Source organism: Duganella sp. Dugasp78, assembly GCF_059491455.1.
In genome coordinates, this window is sequence record NZ_CP168506.1 from 3296767 (window position 1) to 3315898 (window position 19132).

Annotated in this window: 11 protein-coding genes; 4 read left to right on the forward strand and 7 right to left on the reverse strand. The window is 62.8% G+C overall.

Annotated features, from left to right (window positions below):
- Positions 1 to 41: 41 nt before the first annotated feature.
- A complete protein-coding gene (locus tag ACEN9O_RS14625; RefSeq protein WP_495618247.1) occupies positions 42 to 1589 on the forward strand; it encodes a tryptophan halogenase family protein in 1548 nt (515 codons plus the stop codon).
- Between the two features lie 75 nt (positions 1590 to 1664).
- Here ACEN9O_RS14625 and ACEN9O_RS14630 read toward each other — a convergent pair whose 3' ends face one another.
- Complete coding sequence (locus tag ACEN9O_RS14630; RefSeq protein ID WP_495618248.1) at positions 1665 to 3500, reverse strand: M2 family metallopeptidase; 1836 nt, start codon at positions 3498 to 3500, stop codon at positions 1665 to 1667.
- Positions 3501 to 3570: 70 nt separating this feature from the next.
- Complete coding sequence (locus ACEN9O_RS14635) at positions 3571 to 6018, reverse strand: glycoside hydrolase family 31 protein (protein ID WP_495618249.1); 2448 nt, start codon at positions 6016 to 6018, stop codon at positions 3571 to 3573.
- Positions 6019 to 6195: 177 nt separating this feature from the next.
- On the opposite strand from ACEN9O_RS14635, the gene ACEN9O_RS14640 reads away from it, so the two are divergent.
- The 3 genes from ACEN9O_RS14640 (at position 6196) to ACEN9O_RS14650 (ending at position 10971) form a co-directional block, all read left to right on the forward strand.
- A complete protein-coding gene (locus tag ACEN9O_RS14640) occupies positions 6196 to 7524 on the forward strand; it encodes an MFS transporter (protein ID WP_495618250.1) in 1329 nt (442 codons plus the stop codon).
- 101 nt (positions 7525 to 7625) lie between these two features.
- Positions 7626 to 9257 carry an alpha-D-glucose phosphate-specific phosphoglucomutase gene (locus tag ACEN9O_RS14645; RefSeq protein WP_495618251.1) on the forward strand — a complete coding sequence of 544 codons (1632 nt, stop codon included), beginning with the start codon at positions 7626 to 7628 and terminating at the stop codon, positions 9255 to 9257.
- 22 nt (positions 9258 to 9279) lie between these two features.
- Positions 9280 to 10971, forward strand: a complete 1692-nt coding sequence (locus ACEN9O_RS14650; RefSeq protein ID WP_495618252.1) for an alpha-amylase family glycosyl hydrolase — start codon at positions 9280 to 9282, stop codon at positions 10969 to 10971.
- A gap of 73 nt (positions 10972 to 11044) precedes the next feature.
- Here ACEN9O_RS14650 and ACEN9O_RS14655 read toward each other — a convergent pair whose 3' ends face one another.
- The 5 genes from ACEN9O_RS14655 to ACEN9O_RS14675 form a co-directional block, all read right to left on the reverse strand.
- On the reverse strand, positions 11045 to 13327 hold the full coding sequence (locus ACEN9O_RS14655; RefSeq protein WP_495618253.1) for a GH92 family glycosyl hydrolase: 2283 nt from the start codon (positions 13325 to 13327) through the stop codon (positions 11045 to 11047).
- A 115-nt stretch (positions 13328 to 13442) separates the two neighbouring features.
- Positions 13443 to 13808 carry a PKD domain-containing protein gene (locus ACEN9O_RS14660; RefSeq protein WP_495618254.1) on the reverse strand — a complete coding sequence of 122 codons (366 nt, stop codon included), beginning with the start codon at positions 13806 to 13808 and terminating at the stop codon, positions 13443 to 13445.
- A 48-nt stretch (positions 13809 to 13856) separates the two neighbouring features.
- Complete coding sequence (gene pulA, locus ACEN9O_RS14665) at positions 13857 to 16640, reverse strand: pullulanase-type alpha-1,6-glucosidase (protein WP_495618255.1); 2784 nt, start codon at positions 16638 to 16640, stop codon at positions 13857 to 13859.
- A gap of 123 nt (positions 16641 to 16763) precedes the next feature.
- Positions 16764 to 17366, reverse strand: coding sequence for an ORF6N domain-containing protein (locus ACEN9O_RS14670; RefSeq protein WP_495618256.1), 603 nt, complete (start codon positions 17364 to 17366; stop codon positions 16764 to 16766).
- A gap of 2 nt (positions 17367 to 17368) precedes the next feature.
- Positions 17369 to 18928: a POT-type proton-dependent oligopeptide transporter gene (locus ACEN9O_RS14675; RefSeq protein ID WP_495618477.1), complete on the reverse strand. Its 1560-nt coding sequence runs from the start codon at positions 18926 to 18928 to the stop codon at positions 17369 to 17371.
- Positions 18929 to 19132 lie beyond the last annotated feature (204 nt).

The following is a 19132-nucleotide window of genomic DNA, read 5'->3' on the forward strand; positions in this document are numbered from 1 at the left end:
TCGTGCACAATACCGGACAACATAAAAAGCTGGAGACAGACATGCAGCAAAACCAAATGGATCGCCGCATCAGGCAAATCCTGATCGTCGGCGGCGGCACAGCCGGCTGGATGACGGCGGCGGCCATGTCCAAACTGCTGGGCGGCCACTACCAGGTGCGCCTGGTCGAATCGGACGAGATCTCCACCGTCGGTGTGGGCGAGGCCACCATCCCGCAGATCAAACTGTTCAACCAGGCGCTCGGCATCGACGAAGACGACTTCCTGCGCGAGACGCAGGGCACCTTCAAGCTGGGCATCCAGTTCGTCGACTGGGGCAGGCTGGGGGAGAACTACATCCACACCTTCGGCAGCATCGGCGTGGACATGGGGCTGGTCGAGTTCCACCACTACTGGCTCAAGCTGTATCAGGCCGGGCTGGCGCCGGACTTCGGCGCGTATTCGCTGGCGGCGGTGGCCGCGCCGCAGAACAAATTCATGCGCGCCGTCGAGGCAGGCAATTCGCCGGTGTCGCACCTCGCCCACGCCTTCCAGTTCGACGCCGGCCTGTATGCCAAATACCTGCGCAAGTTCGCCGAGGCGCGCGGCGTGGTGCGCACCGAGGGCAAGGTGGCTGACGTCGTCGTGCGCGAAGGCGATGGCCATGTGGCGGCGATCATGATGGAAAACGGCGAGCGTATCGAAGCCGATCTGTTCATCGATTGCTCGGGCTTCCGCGGCCTGCTGATCGAGGGCGCTTTGAACACCGGCTACGAGGACTGGACCCACTGGCTGCCGTGCGACCGCGCGCTGGCGGTGCCGTGTGTATCGACCGGCCCGATCACGCCGTACACGCGCGCCACCGCGCGCACGGCCGGCTGGCAGTGGCGCATCCCGCTGCAACACCGCATCGGCAATGGCCATGTCTATTCGAGCAAATACATCAGCGACGACGAGGCCACCGCACAGCTGATGGCGAACCTGGACGGCGCGCCGCTGGCAGAACCGAAGCCGCTGCGCTTCGTCACCGGCAAGCGCAAGCAATTCTGGAACAAGAACGTGGTGGCGATCGGCCTGGCCAGCGGTTTCATGGAGCCGCTGGAATCGACCAGCATCCACCTGATCCAGTCGAGCATCGCGCGGCTGATGAGCTTTTTCCCGGACCGCGATTTCAACCAGGACAATATCGACGAGTTCAATCGCCAGGCGCATTTCGAGGTCGATAAGATCCGCGACTTCCTGGTGCTGCACTACCACGCGACGGAGCGCGACGACACGCCGTTCTGGAACTACTGCCGCACGATGGAGGTGCCGGAAAGCCTGAGGCAGAAGATGGACCTGTTCAAGCAGCACGGCCGCTTCTACCGCGAGAAGGACGAGATGTTCGCGTCGGTGAGCTGGTTGCAGGTGATGCTGGGGCAGGGCATGCGGCCGCAGTCCTATCATCCGTTGGTGGATTTGTTCCCGCAGGAGCAGATCGAGGCGCACCTGCGCACCATCAAGACCGTGGTGGAGAACTGCGCCGGCAAGATGCCGAACCACGAAGACTTCATCGCCGCCCACTGCCAGGCGGCGATGAATGTGAAGCGCCCTAACTACGGCGCGCGCTAGCGCGAACCCCGAGGCTTGCGCTCAGGGTCAGACCCCGTACGGGGTCTGACCCTTGCGTCGCCGTGCGGGGTGGCGTTACTTCTTCTCAGCCGCAGCGAAGGCGGCGTTCTGCGTATCGAGCCAGGTCTTCAGCGGCGCGAAGTAGTCGAGCAGCGCGCCGCCGTCGATCTTATCCTCGCCCGAAATCGCCTTCAGCGCTTCCGGCCACGGCTTGCTCGCGCCCATCGCCAGCATCTGCTGCAGCTTGGCGCCGGCCTTGGCGTTGTCGTACACCGAGCAGCGGTGCAGCGGGCCGGTATAACCGGCTTCGCGGCACAGCGCGCGATGGAACTGGAACTGCAGCATATCGGCCAGGAAGTAGCGCGCATACGGCACGTCCGCCGCCACATGGTACTTGGCGCCGGCGTCGAAGCCCGCGCCGCTGGCGTCGATGGCCGCAGGGCGCTTCATGCCCATATACTGCTCGCGCAGCTGCCACCAGCTCTTGTCGTAGTCGGCCGGCTTGGTCTTGCCCGAGTAGACGTCCCAGCGCCACTTGTCGACCGAGTAGGCGAACGGCAGGATCGCGACCTTGCTCAGCGCGCGCTCCAGCAGCTGGCCGATGTCGGCGTCGGCATCCGGCGCCTGGTCCATCAGGCCGACCTTTTGCAGATAGCTCGGCGTGATCGACAGCGCGATGGTGTCGCCGATGGCTTCATGGAAGCCATCGTTGGCGCCGTTGCGGAACAGGTAGGGCTGCTTGGTGTAGTTGAGGAAGTAGTAGATGTGACCCAGCTCGTGATGGATCGTGGTGAAGTCCTCAGCCGTCGGCGTGATGCACATCTTGATGCGGACGTCGTCCTTCTCGTTCAGCGGCCAGGCGGAGGCGTGGCACACCACGTCGCGGTCGCGCGGCTTGGTCAGCAGCGAGCGTTCCCAGAACGACTGCGGCAGCTTCTGCATGCCCAGCGAGGTGTAGAAGCGCTCGGCGTATTGCGTCATCTGCCTGGCGTCGGTCTTGCGGTCTTCCAGCACCTTGCTCAGGTCAAAGCTGCTTGCCCCAGTCGCCGGCTTCAGCAGCGGATACAGATTGGTCCAGCTCTGGCTCCACATATTCCCGAACAGGTGGGAAGGAATAGGGCCGGTCAGCGGTACCACATCCGGGCCATAGGTCTGGCGCAGCTTGTAGCGCGTGTAGGTGTGCAGCGCATCGTACAGCGGCTTGACCTGCTGCCACAGGCGCTCCATCTCGGCGGAGAAGGCTTCCGGCGGCATGTCGTACTGCGCGCGCCACATGGCGCCCGTGTCGACGAAGCCCATCTGCTTGGCGCCCTTGTTCGACAGCGCGACGTAGTCCGCGTACTTCTGTTTGTAGGACGGCGATTGCGCGTGCCAGCCCAGCCACATTTCCTTCAGCTTGGCCTCGTCGTGGCTCTTGGCCAGGACCTTTTCCATTTCGCCCAGCGCCATGCAGGCATCGGCCGTACCGTCAGGCTTCTTCGGGCAGTATTTGGCTTTGCCGTAGGCGCCGGTCATGGCCGCCTGCAGCTGCGCGTATTGTTCGCGCTCCTTGGCATCGGCGAAGACCAGCGTCTGCTGCAGCAGCATCAGCTTGCGGGCCGATTCGGCCGGCAGCTTCAAGCCGTTGAAGCGGCGCGCCGCGATCGCTGCTTCGCCGGCGGCCGTCAGATAGCGTTCGGCGAAGAAGGCGGCGATGGCTTCCGTGTCGTCGGTGATGAAGTTGGAACCGACCCAGGCGCCCCGGGACTGTTCGTTGTTCAGCTTATTGAGGCGTTCTTCGGTGTCGGTCAGGAAGCGCTCGGCTTCTGCGACGGTTGGTTTTTTTGCGGGGGCAGCCAGCACGGTAGTGCTGGCGGCTGTCATGGCGCTGAGCGCGAACAGCGTGCTGATGATTTTTGGTGACACTGGCATCTCCCTATCTCCGTATATGGTCTTGTTGGCCATCGAACCGTTCGATTCGATGGCCAACAATCATACACGCTTACAGGGTGATGGCGACGCTCCGCGCGGCCTGGCTGCTGGCCGGCAGCGAGACGTTCAGCACCTTGGCCGCCTCGTCCCAGACGAAGATGACCGTCTTGCCATCAACGCGCACCAGCGACGGGTGGGCCGTCACGTTATGCACCTGCAGCGCGATGCTGCGCTCGGGGCGCTGGTACTGCTGGCCTACTTCCGATTCGATGCGCAGGGCCAGGCTGCGGCCTTGCAGCTTGCTGGAGAAGCGCAGCAGTTCGTACTTGCCCTGTTCGTAGGCTTGCGCGGTCGTGCCGTCGTCGTCATACAGCTTGCCGGTGCCGGCGCTGACCGAGGCGTCGTGGTAGTAGTGCAGGTCGATATGCTTGGTCGAATAATCGCGCGTGGTCTGCACCACCTTGGCCATCGGGATGAAGGCGCCGGCGCGTACGTAGACCGGCACGTGGTCCTCGCTCAGCTTGACGGACTCGGTGGCGCCGCCGGCGTGCTTCTCGCCGCTGTAGAAATCGAACCACGCGCTACGGGCAGGGAAGTAGACGTCCGCCGTGGTCGCGCCCTGCTTGAGCACCGGCGTGACCAGGAAGTCCTTGCCCCACAAGTAGGTCGACGACATCGCGCGCACCTTGGCGTTGCCCGGCTCCTCGTACAGCATGGGGCGCATCAGCGGCAGGCCTTTCTGGTTGTTGTCGAAGCCCAGCGTGTAGTTATACGGCAGCAGGCGGTAACGCAGGCGGATGGCCTCGCGCGCCAGCGCCTTGGTGCGGTCTTCGCGGTAGACCGGCTCCGACGGCACCTCGTCCTGCGCGTGCGGGCGGAAGATCGGCTGGAACACGCCGTACTGCAGCCAGCGCGTGTAGAGCTCATTGTCCAGCACCGGATTGGCGAAGCCGCCCAGGTCCGAGTGCATATAGCCCACGCCCTGCATCCCCATCTGCAGCGAGATTTCAGGCTGCGCCTGCAAACCGCCCCAGCTCCGGTCCACGTCGCCGGACCAGGGGATGATGCCGTAGCGCTGCGTGCCGGAGTACCCGGCGCGCATCAGGATGAAGGGGCGCTCGGTGGGGAAGTCCTGCCGGTAGCCTTCCGCCACCAGCCGTGCCCATTGATGGCCGTAGATGTTGTGCAGCTGGTCGGCGCTGCCGGTGGCGTGGCGCATGCCGGCCGGATGCAGTTCGGGTTCGCCCAGGTCGCCCCAGACGCCGGTCACGCCCTGCTCGCGCAGGCCCTTGTAGATATTCCAGAACCAGTCCTTGCCCGGCTTGCCGAAGATGTCGATCAGCCCCGTGTGGCCGAAGTAGAAGTCATAGGTCAGCGGCGCGCCGTTGGCGTCCATGCCCAGCACCTTCTTGTCGACCGCCTCCTGCCACTTGGCGGAGGTATCGAGGACGAACGGCTCGGTGATCACCACCGTCTGCACGCCTTTCTTCTGGAAGTCGGCGATCATGCCGGTGGCGTTGGGGAAGCTGTCCTTGTCCCAGGCCAGGTTGCCCATCGTGCCCTTGATCGTTTTGCCGAACCAGAACAGGTCGAACACGATGGCGTCGAGCGGGATGTCGTCGGCGATGAACTTGTTGACGGTGTCGCGCGCCGCGGCCTCGTTGCGGTAGCCGAAGCGCATCGCGAAATTGCCGAAGGCCCAGCGCGGCGGCAGCGGTTGTTTGCCGGTCAGGCTGGTGTAGTTGCCCACCACGTCTTCCCAGCTGTCGCCGGCGATCACCTGATAGGTCTTGCGGCCGCCGATGGTTTCGTAGGTCAGGCTGTCGTTCTTCGCGCTGTCGAAATCGAGGTAGCCGGTTTGCGGATTGTCGAAATGGAGCGCGTACATTTTCGACGACAGTGCGACCGGCATCGCGTAGCCCATCTGTTCGGACTTGTCGTCGTAGCCGTAGTGCGCCTTGTTGTACAAGGTGAAGCGATGGCCGCGGCGGTTCATGCCGACCGCGCGCTCGCCGGCACCGTACAAGGCTTCGTCCTTATCCAGCGCGAACTCGATGCCTTCCAATGTGCGCGCTTCGCCCTTGTTGATATCCTTGCTGCCGGTGGCCGGGTCGTCCTGGATCTTCACGTAGCCATGCTTCTCCGCGACCAGGCGCTTGCCCTTGTAGGCATACGAAATCTGGAACGGCGACTTGGTAATCGTGACGACGATGCCGGGTGTGGCATATTCGATGCTGTTGGGTTTAGTCGTCAGCGTGGTCCGGACGGCGGCCGGCGCCAGCACCACCGCGTGCGATGCCGGGTCCAGCTGCTCGCCGTTCGGCACGAAGGTGGTTTCGACGATGCCGGCGGAGTAGGGTTTGATGACATAGCCGCCGTCGCTGGTGCGGACTTCCAGCTGGCCGCCGTTGCGGGTGGCGCTGTCGAATTTGCGGTCGGCGTTCTGCGCCTGCCCGGCCTGGCTGACGACCAGCAGCGGCAGCACGGCCGTAAGTTTGGCGATGGAGTTGCTTTTCATGTAAGTTCGTGGTCTCTCAGGTTGTTATGATTTTGTTGTTTGGCTACATTTGACTACAAAATTCTGCCCTTGGGATGGCTTGTTTCCTTTATTTTACTGGGAAACTCTTTCAATTGACACGTATCAGGCTGCGTGTTATTTTGCTACAAATTTCAGAAATAGTCGGGGACACGCAGCATGCAATCTTCCAGCAGCAAGCCCATACTGTCGTTTTGGCAGTTATGGAACATGAGCTTCGGCTTTTTGGGCATCCAGTTCGGCTTTGCGCTGCAAAATGCCAACACCAGCCGGATTTTCTCCACGCTGGGCGCCAATCCCGACGACCTCTCCCTGTTCTGGCTGGCGGCGCCGGTCACCGGCCTGCTGGTACAGCCGATTATCGGCTACCTGAGCGACAACACCTGGCATCCGACCTGGGGCCGCCGCCGCCCGTTCTTCTTCGTCGGCGCCATGCTGGCGTCGATCGCGCTGTTCCTGATGCCCAATTCCACCGCGCTGTGGATGGCCGTCGTGGTCCTGTGGCTGATGGATGGCGCCATCAACGTGTCGATGGAACCGTTCCGCGCCTTCGTCGGCGACAAGCTGGGTTCATCGCAGCAGACCGCCGGCTACGCGATGCAGACCTTTTTCATCGGCTGGGGCGCGGTGATCGCCTCGCTGCTGCCGACCATCTTCGCCGACTTCCTCGGCGTGAGCAACGTGCCGGTCAACGGCGCGATCCCCGACACGGTGCGTTACTCGTTCTACGCCGGCGGCGCCATCTACTTCCTGGCCGTGTTGTGGACCGTCCTCACCGTCAAGGAAACGCCGCCCGAGGACATGGAAGCGTTCCGCGCCGAGCAGCGCCGCACCAAGGGCCTGGGCCATGCGCTCAAGGAGATCATGGGCGGCTTCACCAAGATGCCGAAGACCATGGTGCAGCTGGCCGCCGTGCAGTTCTTCTCCTGGATCGCATTGTTCGCGATGTGGATCTACACCACCTCCGCCATCGGCGAAAACGTGTTCGGCACCACCGACGCGCAATCGGTGGCGTTCCAGGAAGCGGGCAACCGGGTCGGCGTGATGTTTGCGGTCTACAGCGGCGTCTCCGCGCTGGCGGCCTTCATCCTGCCGATTTTCGCGCGCAAGACCAGCCGCAAGTTCGTGCACATGAGCTGCCTGACGATAGGCGGCATCAGCCTGTTCAGCATCTACTCCATCCATGACCTGAACCTGTTGTTCGTGCCGATGATCGGCGTCGGCATCGCCTGGGCCAGCATCCTGACCATGCCGTACGCGATCCTGGCCGGCGCGCTGCCCGCCAAGCGCATGGGCTACTACATGGGTGTGTTCAACTTCTTCATCACCATCCCGCAGATCGTCAGCGGCCTGCTGCTGGGTTTCGTCACCAGGCACTGGTTCGCCGGCCATACCGTCAAGACCCTGATGCTGGGCGGCGTATGCATGGTGGTGGCGGGCGTGCTGACGCTGGCCGTGCGGGACAACGCCGAACCGGCCGGACACTGATGTAAGATTGTTCGCTTGATCACGTATTCGCGCGCCGCCCGTTTGCCGGAACAGGTACAACAGAGGCTGCGAATACTATCCTTTACCTGTGCGGAGCGAACATGAGCATACAAATCGTAGCGACCAAGGCGTTTTCTGGCCAGCGGCCGGGCACCTCGGGCTTGCGGAAAAAAGTCACCACCTTCCGGCAGCCTGCCTATCTCGAAAACTTCGTGCAAAGCGTGTTCGACACGCTGGGCGACTGCGCCGGCAGAACGCTGGTGCTGGGCGGCGACGGCCGCTTCCACAACCGCGAAGCGGTGCAGACCATCCTGCACATGGCGGCCGCCCACGGTTTCGCCAGGGTGCTGGTGGGGCAGGGCGGCATCCTGTCGACGCCCGCCGTCAGCTGTGTGATCCGCAAGCACGGTGCGCTGGGCGGCATCGTGCTGTCGGCCAGCCACAATCCGGGCGGGCCGGATGGCGACTTCGGCATCAAGTACAACATCGCCGCCGGCGGCCCCGCGCCGGAGAGCGTGACCGAGGCGATCTACCAGCGCACCGAAAGCATTACGCAGTACCGCATCAGCGACGCGCCTGCCATCGACATCGACCGCCCCGGCGCCTCGCGCATCGAGCAGATGGATGTGGAGGTGATCGACCCGGTGGCCGATTATGCGGAATTGATGCAGCGCCTGTTCGACTTCGACGCCATCAAGGCCTTGTTCGGCCGCGGCTTCCGCATGTGCTTCGACGGCATGCACGCGGTGTCCGGCCCTTACGCCAAGGCCATCCTCGAAGGCATGCTGGGGGCGCCGGCGGGCACCGTCATCAATGGCGTGCCGCTGGAGGATTTCGGCGGCCATCACCCGGACCCCAACCCCGTCAACGCCGCGCAGCTGATCGCCATCATGGCGGCGGACGATGCGCCCGACTTCGGCGCCGCCTCCGACGGCGACGGCGACCGCAATATGATCGTCGGCCGCAGGTTCGATGTCACGCCGTCCGACAGCCTGGCCGTGCTGGCCGCGAATGCGAGCGTGGCGCCGGGCTACCGCGCCGGCCTGAAAGGCATCGCCCGCTCGATGCCGACCTCGCGTGCGGCCGACCGCGTGGCCGATGCGCTGGGCATCCCGTGCTACGAAACGCCGACCGGCTGGAAGTTCTTCGGCACGCTGCTGGATGCGGGCAAGGCCACCTTGTGCGGCGAAGAGAGCTACGGCACCGGCTCGGACCACATCCGCGAGAAGGACGGCTTATGGGCCGTGCTGTTCTGGCTTAACCTGCTGGCCGCCAGCGGCAAATCGGTGGAACAGCTGGTGGGCGAGCACTGGGCGCGCTTCGGCCGAAACTATTATTCGCGCCATGACTACGAGGCGGTTGAAACCGAGGCCGCCAATGAACTCATGGCTTCCCTGCGCATCAAGCTGGCTACGCTGGCGGGGCAGGACCTGGGCCATTACGTCGTCGATTTCGCCGATGACTTTTCCTATACCGATCCGGTCGACGGCTCGGTGGCCACGCAGCAGGGCATACGCATCGTCATGACCAACGGCTCGCGCATCGTGTTCCGCCTGTCCGGCACCGGCACCGAGGGCGCGACCCTGCGCGTCTACCTGGAGCGCTACGAAAGCGATCCAGCCTACCATCATCTGCCCACCCAGCAGGCCTTGTCCGCATTGATACTCATCGCCGAGCAGGTTGGCGGCATCGCCGGATGGACCGGGCGCGCGCGCCCGACCGTCACCACATAAAACTTCGATAAAGGACGACAGCATGAAATTGACTCCCCTTGCAATGACTTTGGCGCTGGCATTAGGCGTAGCCGCAGCTGGACCGGCTGCCAGCGCCCAGCCGGCCGCCAGGCAGGCCGCGCGCAAGCCATTCCTGTGGGAGAATGCCACCATCTATTTCATGCTGACCGACCGTTTCAATAACGCCTATGTCGGCAACGATCTGGCCTACGGCCGCAAGGCGGACGCCGCCCCGCTGCGCGGCTATATGGGCGGCGACCTGGCCGGCATCACCAGCAAGATCAATGAAGGTTATTTCGACAGCCTTGGCGTGAGCGCCATCTGGGTGTCGCCGCCGGTGGAGCAGATCCACGAAGGCACCGATGAAGGCACCGGCAAGTCCTACGGCTTCCACGGCTACTGGGCCGCCGACTTCACCGCCGTCGACGCCAACCTGGGGACGGAAAACGACTTCCGCAATCTGGTCGATGCCGCGCACGCGCACGGCATTCGCGTGCTGCTGGACGTGGTGATGAACCAGACCGGCCCGGTCACCGAGACCGACTATGTCTGGCCGGACGACTGGGTGCGCACCGGTCCGCAGTGCACCTACAAGGACGCCAAGACCACCATCGAATGCACGCTGGTGAAGAACCTGCCAGACTTCCGCACCGACAGCGATACGCCGGTCGAACTGCCGGAGAACCTGGCGGCCAAGTGGCAGCGCGAAGGGCGCTTCGAGCGCGAAGTGAAGGAGTTGAATGAGTTCTTCGCCCGCACCGGCTATCCGCGTGCACCGCGCTACTACCTGATGAAATGGCATTCGGACTGGGTGCGCAAGTACGGCGTCGACGGCTTCCGCGCCGACACCGTCAAGCACGTCGAGGCCAAGGTATGGAAGGAACTGAACACCGTGGCCGCTGCGGCCTTCGAAGACTGGAAGCGCGCAAATCCCGACAAGAAGCTCGGCGACGACAAGTTTTATTCGACGGCGGAAGTCTTTAACTACAACATCGCGCAGGGCCAGGTGTTCGACCTTGGTGGCGGCCAGACCGCCAACTACTACCAGAGCGGCTTCAATAGCCTGATCAATTTCGGGCTGGTGTACGACGCCGAGAAGGATTACGAATCGCTGTTCAGCAGCTATTCGAGCATGCTGCATGGCGGCGCGCTCGATGGCTACTCGGTGCTGAACTACATCGACTCGCACGACTACGACAAGCCGTTCGATGCGTCGCGCAAGAAGCCGTTCGAAAGCGCCAACAAGCTGCTGCTGGCGCCCGGCGCCGCGCAGATCTATTACGGCGACGAGACCGCGCGCAAGCTGGACGTGGCCGATGCGGTGGGCGACGCCAAGCTGCGCTCCTTCATGAACTGGGACGAGCTGGCGCAGAACGCGCAGCGCGATGGCTACAAGGTCGCCGACGTGCGCGCGCACTGGGCCAAGATCGGCCTGTTCCGCAAGGATCACGTGGCGGTGGGCGCGGGCGTGCACCAGCAGCTGCAAGCGAAGCCCTACGTTTTCAAGCGCACCTACGACCAGGGCGCGCTGCACGACAAGGTCGTCGTCGCGCTGGACCTGCCGACCGACAAACCCGCCAGCATCAATCTGCACGGCGTGTTTGCCAACGGCCAGAAGGTCAAGGACTACTACTCCGGCAAAACTGCCGTCGTCAAAGGTGGCAGCGTCAACTTCGGCACGAAGAACGCCGTGATTCTGGTCGGCCAGGAGTAGATGCCTTCACCCCGCACTGCGATACACAAGGGTCAGACCCCTCGGGGTCTGACCCTGGGCTTGCGGGGTTACTTCAGCGGTCCGTCGAAAGCGAGTAGGGCGCATCGGCCGGTGCGGTGGCGCGCTGCGTGTTTGGCTTGTCCGACATATCGAAGTCCAGCACCGCGCCCTGCATCAGGCCCGCGTGGCTCAGCCAGTTCTTCGAATACGGCTTGCCGTTGACCTGGAGCGCGTTGACATAGCGCTTGCTGTCGCTGTTGGCCGGTGCGTTGATGACCACAGTCCTGCCGTTCTCCAGCCGCAGCGTGACCTTCTTGAACAGCGGCGCGCCGACCACGTACTGCGGCACCGCCGGCGTGACCGGGTAGAAGCCCAGCGCCGAGAACACATACCAGGCCGAGGTCTGGCCGTTGTCCTCGTCGCCGCAGTAGCCGTCCGGCGTGGCCTTGTACAGGCGGTTCATGGTTTCGCGCGCCCAGTACTGCGTCTTCCACGGTGCGCCGGCGTAGCCGTACAGGTAGATCATGTGCTGGATAGGCTGGTTGCCGTGCGCGTACTGGCCCATGTTCGCGATCTGCATTTCGCGGATCTCGTGTATCACATCGCCGTAATAGCTTTCGTCGAAGGTCGGCGGCAGCGTGAACACCTGATCCAGCTTGGCGACGAACTTCTCGCGGCCGCCCATCAGGTCCACCAGCCCGGCCACGTCCTGGAACACGGACCAGGTGTAGTGCCAGCTGTTCCCCTCGGTGAAGGCGTCGCCCCATTTGAACGGATTGAAGGGCGACTGGAAGCTGCCGTCCTGGTTCTTGCCGCGCATGAGGCCCGTCTCCGGGTCGAACAGCTTCTTGTAGTTCATGGCCCGCTGCGCGTAGATGCCGATCTCCGACTGCGGCTTGCCGAGCGCCTTGCCCAGCTGGTAGATGGCGAAATCGTCGTACGCATATTCCAGCGTGCGGGCGGCGTTCTCGTTGATCTTGACGTCGTACGGCACGTAGCCAAGTTCGTTGTAGTACTTGACGCCGGCGCGGCCGACGGCGCTCATCGGCCCTTCGTTGTCGGCGCCGTGTTTCAACGCCTGCCACAGCGTGTCGATGTCGTAGCCGCGCAGGCCTTTGACGTAGGCCTCCGCCACCACCGATGCCGAGTTATTCCCGATCATGACGTCGGCCAGGCCTGGGCTGGACCATTCGGGCAGCCAGCCGCCTTCCTTGTAGTCGTTGACCAGGCCGGCCTGCATCTCGCGGTTGATCGACGGGTACATCAGGTTCAGGAAGGGATACAGCGCCCGGAAGGTGTCCCAGAAGCCGGTGCCGGCGAACATATAGCCCGGCAGTACCTTGCCGTTGTAAGGGCTCCAGTGGACGATCTGGTTGTTGGCGTCGATCTCATACAGTTTGTTCGGGAAGAACAGCATGCGATACAGGCTGGAATAGAAGGTGCGCGTCTGGGCATCGCTGCCGCCTTCCACGCTGACGCGGCTCAGCGTCTTGTTCCACACGTCCTTGCCTTTTTGCGCGGTGGCGTCGAAGCTGTCGGCGGCCAGTTCGCGCTTCAGGTTCAGCTCCGCCTGTTCTTCGCTGATGAAGGACGAGGCCACGCGCATGCCGACCTTCTCGCCTTTTTCGGTCTTGAATCCGACCACCGCGCCGCTATGTTCGCTGGCCAGCTCCATGACATCGCTCACCATTTTGTCGCCGCTCCAGATGTGGGTGGAGGCGAATGGCTTGTCGAAGTAGATGACGAAGTAGTTCTTGAAGTTCTTCGGCAGCGGACCGCGCGCGTAGCGCGTGCTGTAGCCGACAATCTTGCGTTCCGCCGACAGCACCTTGATGTAAGAACCCTTGTCGTAGGCGTCCACCACCACGTAGGCCTCGTCGGTCTTGGGGAAGGTGAAGCGGAACTGCGCGGCGCGTTCGGTCGGCGCGATTTCGGTGGTCACGTCGGCGTCGGCGAGATAGACGCTGTAGTAGTAGGGCTTGGCCACTTCCGCCTTGTGGGAGAACCAGCTGGCGCGGTCGTCCTGCGTGAATCTGAGCTTGCCGGTGACCGGCATGATGGCGAACTGGCCGTAGTCGTTCATCCACGGCGACGGCTGGTGCGTTTGCTTGAAGCCGCGGATCTTGTCGGCGTCATAGGTGTAGGCCCAGCCGTTGCCCATCTTGCCTGTCTGCGGCGTCCAGAAGTTCATCCCCCACGGCAGCGCGATGGTCGGATAGGTATTGCCGTTCGAGAGTTCGGGCTTGCTGGCGGTGCCCATCAGGGGATTGATCCATTCGACGGGATCGGCGATGGGCGCGGCGGAAGCGGTCAGCGCAAACAGGAAAAGGGGCAGCGCGAGCGTGTACGGTTTCATATTTTTGGCGGTGGTGACTGGCGAAAACCAGTGTAGCAGTTATGCCATCGCCGGAAACCAACCGCCCCGGGCGGCCGCCGTGTTTATTGGCCGATTACTAAACAAGGTGTGTCGGCTACTGCGCGGTGATGATGACGGACGATGGCGCGCTATCGAGTTTGCCGTCGTTGACGGTCAGCGTGGCGACGTAGACGCCCGGCAGGTCGGCAAAGAAGGTCGGTGTGGCGACGTGGTAGTTCAGCAGGACGGCCGTGCTGCCTGCGGGTTTGGTCAGCGTCCATGAATAGCTGAGGATGTCCTGGTCCGCGTCGGTGCCGCTGCCCGCCAGCTTGACCGAGGTGCCCGCCGCCACGCCTTGTGCGGGGCCTGCAGCGGCGACCGGTGCGCGGTTTGCCTGCGCGGTGTAGTCGCCGCCGCCGCATGCGCCGAGGGTAAGCGTAAAGGTCAGCGTAAACAGCGCTGCGATATGGTTGTGTCTCATTATGTGCTCTTTCCGGCTCGACAGGGAGCCGAAAAGATAGCACGGTGTTTACTTCTTTTCTACGAATACCACGGCACTGCGTGGCGGAATTGCAAACGTGCCGGAAGTGGCGTCGTACTTGGCTTCCAGGGCCACGCGTTTGTCCGCTGCGGCCATGTTGGTGTGCACCGGATGCAGTTGGTAGCGGCGATTCTTTTCTTCTTCGACTGTCACGCGTTGCGCTACTTTGTCGACATTGATCAGGTAGGTGATGGACTTGAAGTTGGCGCCTGCGTAGCCGGCGCCGTCCAGGTGGGCGACGATCACGGTCGGCACCTGGCCGCTGCCGGTGTTGCGGAAACGCAGCCGCTGCTTGATGTCGGCGGCCGTGCGCAGGCGGAACAGGGTGCTGCTGGAGCGGATCGCTAGCAGATCGCGGAAGGCGTCGCGCGCGTAGGCGATGTCTTTCGGCGACGGCTTGATGGCGGCGTCGCGCAGCAGTGGCTTGATCAGGTCATAGTCCTTGCCGTTGTCTTCCGCGCGCGGGACGCCGGTGCCGTAGTAGTTGTCCTGGTAGCTCCAGTCCAGGCGATTGAACCAGTCGCCCGATTCGAAGCTGTTGCGGTCCAGCGATTTGGATCGCAGGATATCGAAGCCGGCGTGGAAGTAGGCCACACCCTGGCTGAAGGCGTTGATGGCGGCGCCCAGCATCTGCACCTGCGCGCGTTCGGCGCTGGTGGCTGTGCGAGGCAGCTTGAAGGCGTTGATGTCGTACAGCGTCTGGTTGTCGTGGTTCTCGACGTAGTTGACCACTTCACCCGGTTCGCTGGCGTAGCCTGCGGGCTGGTTGCCGCCGTAGACGATGTCCTGCAGCTGCTGCGTCTTGCCGTCCCAGGTTTGCAGCGGGTAGCTGCGGATCGAACCGGCCAGGCCGACCTTGACCAGGTCCGACGCTTGCAGCAGGTCGCTGGCAGGGCGTGCGCCCGCTTGCGCGTTGGCGTCGTACACCAGGCCATTGATGTAGCCTTGTTGCGTGATTATCTGCACGCCGCTGTCGCCGGCACCACCGCCGCGCACCGCATCGCGCGCGCGGTCGCTGAAGGTGCCGATGCCGCTGCCGTTCAATGACAGCTGCGACGCCTGCACGAAGCGCGCGCCGTCGGCCACTTCGCCGAAGTTCCAGCCTTCGCCGATCAGGTTGATCTGTCGGCCGGTGGCGCGGTTGGCGCGGGCTTGCAACTGCTCCATCGCTGCACGCGGCTGGTGGCCCATCAGGTCGAAGCGGAACGAGTCGATCTTGTACTGCACGGCCCACTGCTCGACGGAGTCGATCATCAGCTTGGCCATCATCAGGTTTTCGGTGGCGGTGTTGTCGCAGCAGGTGGAGCGCTCGATCGCGCCGTTGGCGTTCAGGCGGTGGTAGTAGCCGGGTACCACGCGGTCCAGCACCGACTTCTCGTTCTGGCCAGCGATGAAGGTGTGGTTGTACACCACGTCCATGCCGACGCGCAGGCCGGTCTTGTGCAGGGCCTGCACCATCTGGCGGAACTCGATGATGCGCCTGGCGCCATCGGCCGGATTGGTGGCGTAGCTGCCTTCGGGCGCGTTGTAGTGGTATGGGTCGTAGCCCCAGTTGTAGCAGTCGGTGGCCTGGGTCCTGGCGACCAGCGCTTGCGGCACGTCGCTGTCCGGCTCCAGACCGGCCGGGATGGCCGGCGTGACGCAGCCTTTTTCCGGCACGCTGCCGATGTCGAATACCGGCAGCAGGTGGATGTCGGTCATGCCGGCCTTGCTGAGCGCTGCCAGATGCTTCATGCCGTTGGAGCCGGCTTCGGTGAAGGCGGTGTACTTGCCGCGGTTGGCGGCACTGACGGTGCCGTCGTTGATCGAGAAGTCGCGCACATGCAGTTCGTAGACCGTCATGTCGGATTGGGCTGCGACCTTTTTCGGGGCGGGGGTTTTGTCCCAGCCGGCGGGCTTCAGATTGGGGGCGTTCAGGTTGGCGATGTAGCTGCGTTTGGAGTCGGTGGTCAGGCTGATCGAGTAGGGATCGGTGACGAGGTTGCGTACCAGGCCTGTCGATGGTGCCACCACGTCCACCAGGTATTGGTAGTACTGGCCGGAGCGGTTGCCATCAAGGTGCGCGGACCAGATGCCGGTGGCAGCGTCGCGCTGCATGGTGGTGATGGCGGAGGCTTTGCCGGAGCCGCTGGCGTAGGTGCACAGCGCAACGTGTTGCGCGGTCGGCGCCCAGAGTTTGAAGCCGGTTTGCTTGCGCGATTGCGCGCCCGAGCCACCGACACTGACGCCCAGATCGCGCGCGTTGGCGGCGCCCGCATACAAGTCATCGAGCGCGCCGGCGATTTGCAGTGCGGTGGCGTCGCGCACGGTGCCGTCATCGGCCTCCTGCACCAGCATGACCTGCTGCGTCAGCACGCCGCCGAGGCGCGCCGCATCCGTGGCGGCCAGCGTCAGCGCCGCGCCGTTGCCGACGAATTTAAAGCGCTGCGCGACATCGGACGGCAAGCTGCCGTCAAAGCGCGCCAAGGCCAGCGAGCCATCCGCGCCGGACACGCGCGCACCAGGCGCCGTATGCAGCGCAGCGGAAGCGGAGTAATAGAGTTTGAAAGCGCCGCCGGAAGCATCGGCGCCGGGCCACTTGATCAGCTGGTGATCGAGCCAGTAAGCCCGCGCATCGGCGACGACGGCTGGCTGCAGGACGGTGGCGAACGGCCCATCGCAAGCAGCGAGCGTCGCATCGGCCGCCGCAGCCGCCATACAGGTCAACGCCAGCGCGCCGCCAACAGAAACCCCGGCGACCCATCGCCACGTCCCCAAATGCTTACCACCCATATCGCCGCCTCCCAAAAACTATAGATTTAGGTAGTGCGGCTACAAAAAACCGGCAAATACCCCTGTATTTGCCGGTTATGGTAATCCAAAATCTGTAGTTTTGATACTTTCTGTACTGCGACGTTATTTTTCTTCCGGAACAATAAAACCTATCGGCCGTTTAGGCGCGGGCTCGGGTTTGATTGTCAGTTGGCGTAGGACCTCAAATATCTGTTTGATATGGGCGTGTGTGTATTGTCTAAGGTCGTCATTTTGTATAGAAAGCAAAGAGGTTCTGCTTTCTAGCTGGTCTAGCCGCAACGCGAGTTCTTTGCTCGATATAGATGCCTCACGCATGCGAACGAACGTTCTCATGATTTCGATATTTACCGCAATTGCTGTGGCACTGCCAAGCACTGATGAGAGCATGGCGACGCCTTGTTCGGTGAACGCGTAGGGGGCGTAGCGCCGTCCGCCGCGTCCGGTCTTTGAGGTCACAAATTGTGACCTCAAAGCCATCCACTCCGAATCGGCCAGCTGAAACATAAAGTTTAATGGGAAGCGTTCGCTATTTCGTTTGATGGCTTGCATCAGAACTTTTGTAGGAACGTTATACAAGTCCGGCAAGTCGCTATCGAGCAATATTTTTTGCTCTCTTACGATTTGGATTTTCCCGGCAATTACGGGCGCAAATGGGTCGCGTTGGGCAGCCATCCCTGTCGATTCTTCTTTTGAGATGACTGCCAAGCTTACGCGACCTTTGGAGCATCCATTCGATAATTGTCAACCATCTTGTAGCGCAGCGCGTACAGCGCGAACACCGCCGCGACCAGCAGGGCGAAGGCGGCGAAGAAGAACATCTGGAATGCGATCACGCTCAAGCCGCTGGTGGCGATGTAGGCGCTGACGGCGTCGTTCTTCACGCCCGCATTGACGATCAATACCCACAGGTTGCCGATGGTGACCGCCAGGTACCAGAAGCTCAGGATGATGCCCTTCATCGGCGCCGGCGCCTGGCTGTAGGCGAACTCCAGCCCCGTCGCCGACACCAGCACCTCGCCCAGCGTCAGCAGCGCATACGGCAGCAGCTGCCACAGGATGGACACCTTGTCGCCACCATCCATCCGCAGCTGGATCATGCCGATCACCACCCACGCGGCGGCCGACAGCGCGATGCCCATGCCCATGCGGCGCAGCGGCGTCGGCGTGATGCCGATCGCGCGCATGATGGGGAATAGCGCGAGGTTGTTGAACGGGATCAGCAGCATGACCAGGATGGGATTGACCGCCTGCATCTGCGCCGGCAGTAGCGTGAATTCCCAGCCGAAGATGTTCAGCAGCGGGCTGTTCATCGAGTTGGCCTGCACGATCCAGGTCGATGCCTTCTGGTCGAACAGCGACCAGAACGGCGTCACCATCGCGAACACGATCAGGACACGCAGCACCGAGCGCACGCCTTCCACCGCCTCATCGCTGTGCAGGCCGCGCGCGCGGTCCAGCTGCATCGACACGCCGATGCCGCCAAACGCCAGCACCAGCACCAGCGCCAGGCAGGCGGCGATGACGAAGCCCCATTGCGGCGTCATGCACAGCGACGCCACCGCGCCCAGCGCGCCGACGCCGGCCACCACCAGGCCGGGGCGCGATTGGCCGGGCTGCTTGCTCATCAGCGCGGTGCGGGCCACGCTGCTGAAGGAATTGGGATTCGGCGCGGCCGGCGGCACGTGGATGTATTTGCGCTTGCCGAGCCAGAACACCAGCGTGGCGATTGCCATCAGGATGCCGGGGATGCCGAAGGCGACGGCCGGGCCGTAGTCGCGCAGGAACAGCGGCATCAGCAGCGAGGCGAAGAAGGAGCCGAAGTTGATGATCCAGTAGAAGGCGTCGTACACCAGCTTGGCGCGGTTCTTGTTGGTCTGGTCGAACTGGTCGCCGACAAAGGCCGCCACCAGCGGCTTGATGCCGCCCGATCCGAACGCGATCAGGAACAGGCCGAAGTAGAAGCCCTTGAGGTTGTCGTCGAAGATCGCCAGGCAGGCGTGGCCGGCCACGTAGATCAGACTGAACCAGAACACCGTGTTGTACTTGCCGAACCAGCGGTCGGCCAGCCAGCCGCCCAGCAGCGGGAAGAAGTACACGCCGATGACGAAGGTGTGGAATACGTGCTTGGCCTCGCTGGCGCGGTCGGCCATCGGCACGAACAGCAGCAAGGTGCTGAGCAGGAACGGCGTCAGGATGTTGCGCATGCCGTAGAAGCTGAAACGTTCGCAGCCTTCGTTGGCGATGATGTAGGGAATTTGCCGGGGCATCGGCCCGTTGCCGGTATTGCTCACTATTTTCTCTCCTGATTTTGTGTAGTTTGACTACTATTTTTATCCGACGAATTCTTGTGTTTATTCGTAAGATATTGATTTTTATGGATTAATTGTATTAATCCGCAAGTGCCTCATGGATTGAAAAAACCATATTCGTGATGTATATTGTCTACAAACTCATATCCAGCTTTGCCAACC

Bases quoted from the DNA above. Each gene is read 5' to 3' on its own strand.
- ACEN9O_RS14625 (WP_495618247.1), top strand. From the start codon at position 42: ATGCAGCAAAACCAAATGGATCGCCGCATCAGGCAAATCCTGATCGTC.
- ACEN9O_RS14630 (WP_495618248.1), bottom strand. From the start codon at position 3,500: ATGCCAGTGTCACCAAAAATCATCAGCACGCTGTTCGCGCTCAGCGCC.
- ACEN9O_RS14635 (WP_495618249.1), bottom strand. From the start codon at position 6,018: ATGAAAAGCAACTCCATCGCCAAACTTACGGCCGTGCTGCCGCTGCTG.
- ACEN9O_RS14640 (WP_495618250.1), top strand. From the start codon at position 6,196: ATGCAATCTTCCAGCAGCAAGCCCATACTGTCGTTTTGGCAGTTATGG.
- ACEN9O_RS14645 (WP_495618251.1), top strand. From the start codon at position 7,626: ATGAGCATACAAATCGTAGCGACCAAGGCGTTTTCTGGCCAGCGGCCG.
- ACEN9O_RS14650 (WP_495618252.1), top strand. From the start codon at position 9,280: ATGAAATTGACTCCCCTTGCAATGACTTTGGCGCTGGCATTAGGCGTA.
- ACEN9O_RS14655 (WP_495618253.1), bottom strand. From the start codon at position 13,327: ATGAAACCGTACACGCTCGCGCTGCCCCTTTTCCTGTTTGCGCTGACC.
- ACEN9O_RS14660 (WP_495618254.1), bottom strand. From the start codon at position 13,808: ATGAGACACAACCATATCGCAGCGCTGTTTACGCTGACCTTTACGCTT.
- pulA (WP_495618255.1), bottom strand. From the start codon at position 16,640: ATGGGTGGTAAGCATTTGGGGACGTGGCGATGGGTCGCCGGGGTTTCT.
- ACEN9O_RS14675 (WP_495618477.1), bottom strand. From the start codon at position 18,928: ATGCCCCGGCAAATTCCCTACATCATCGCCAACGAAGGCTGCGAACGT.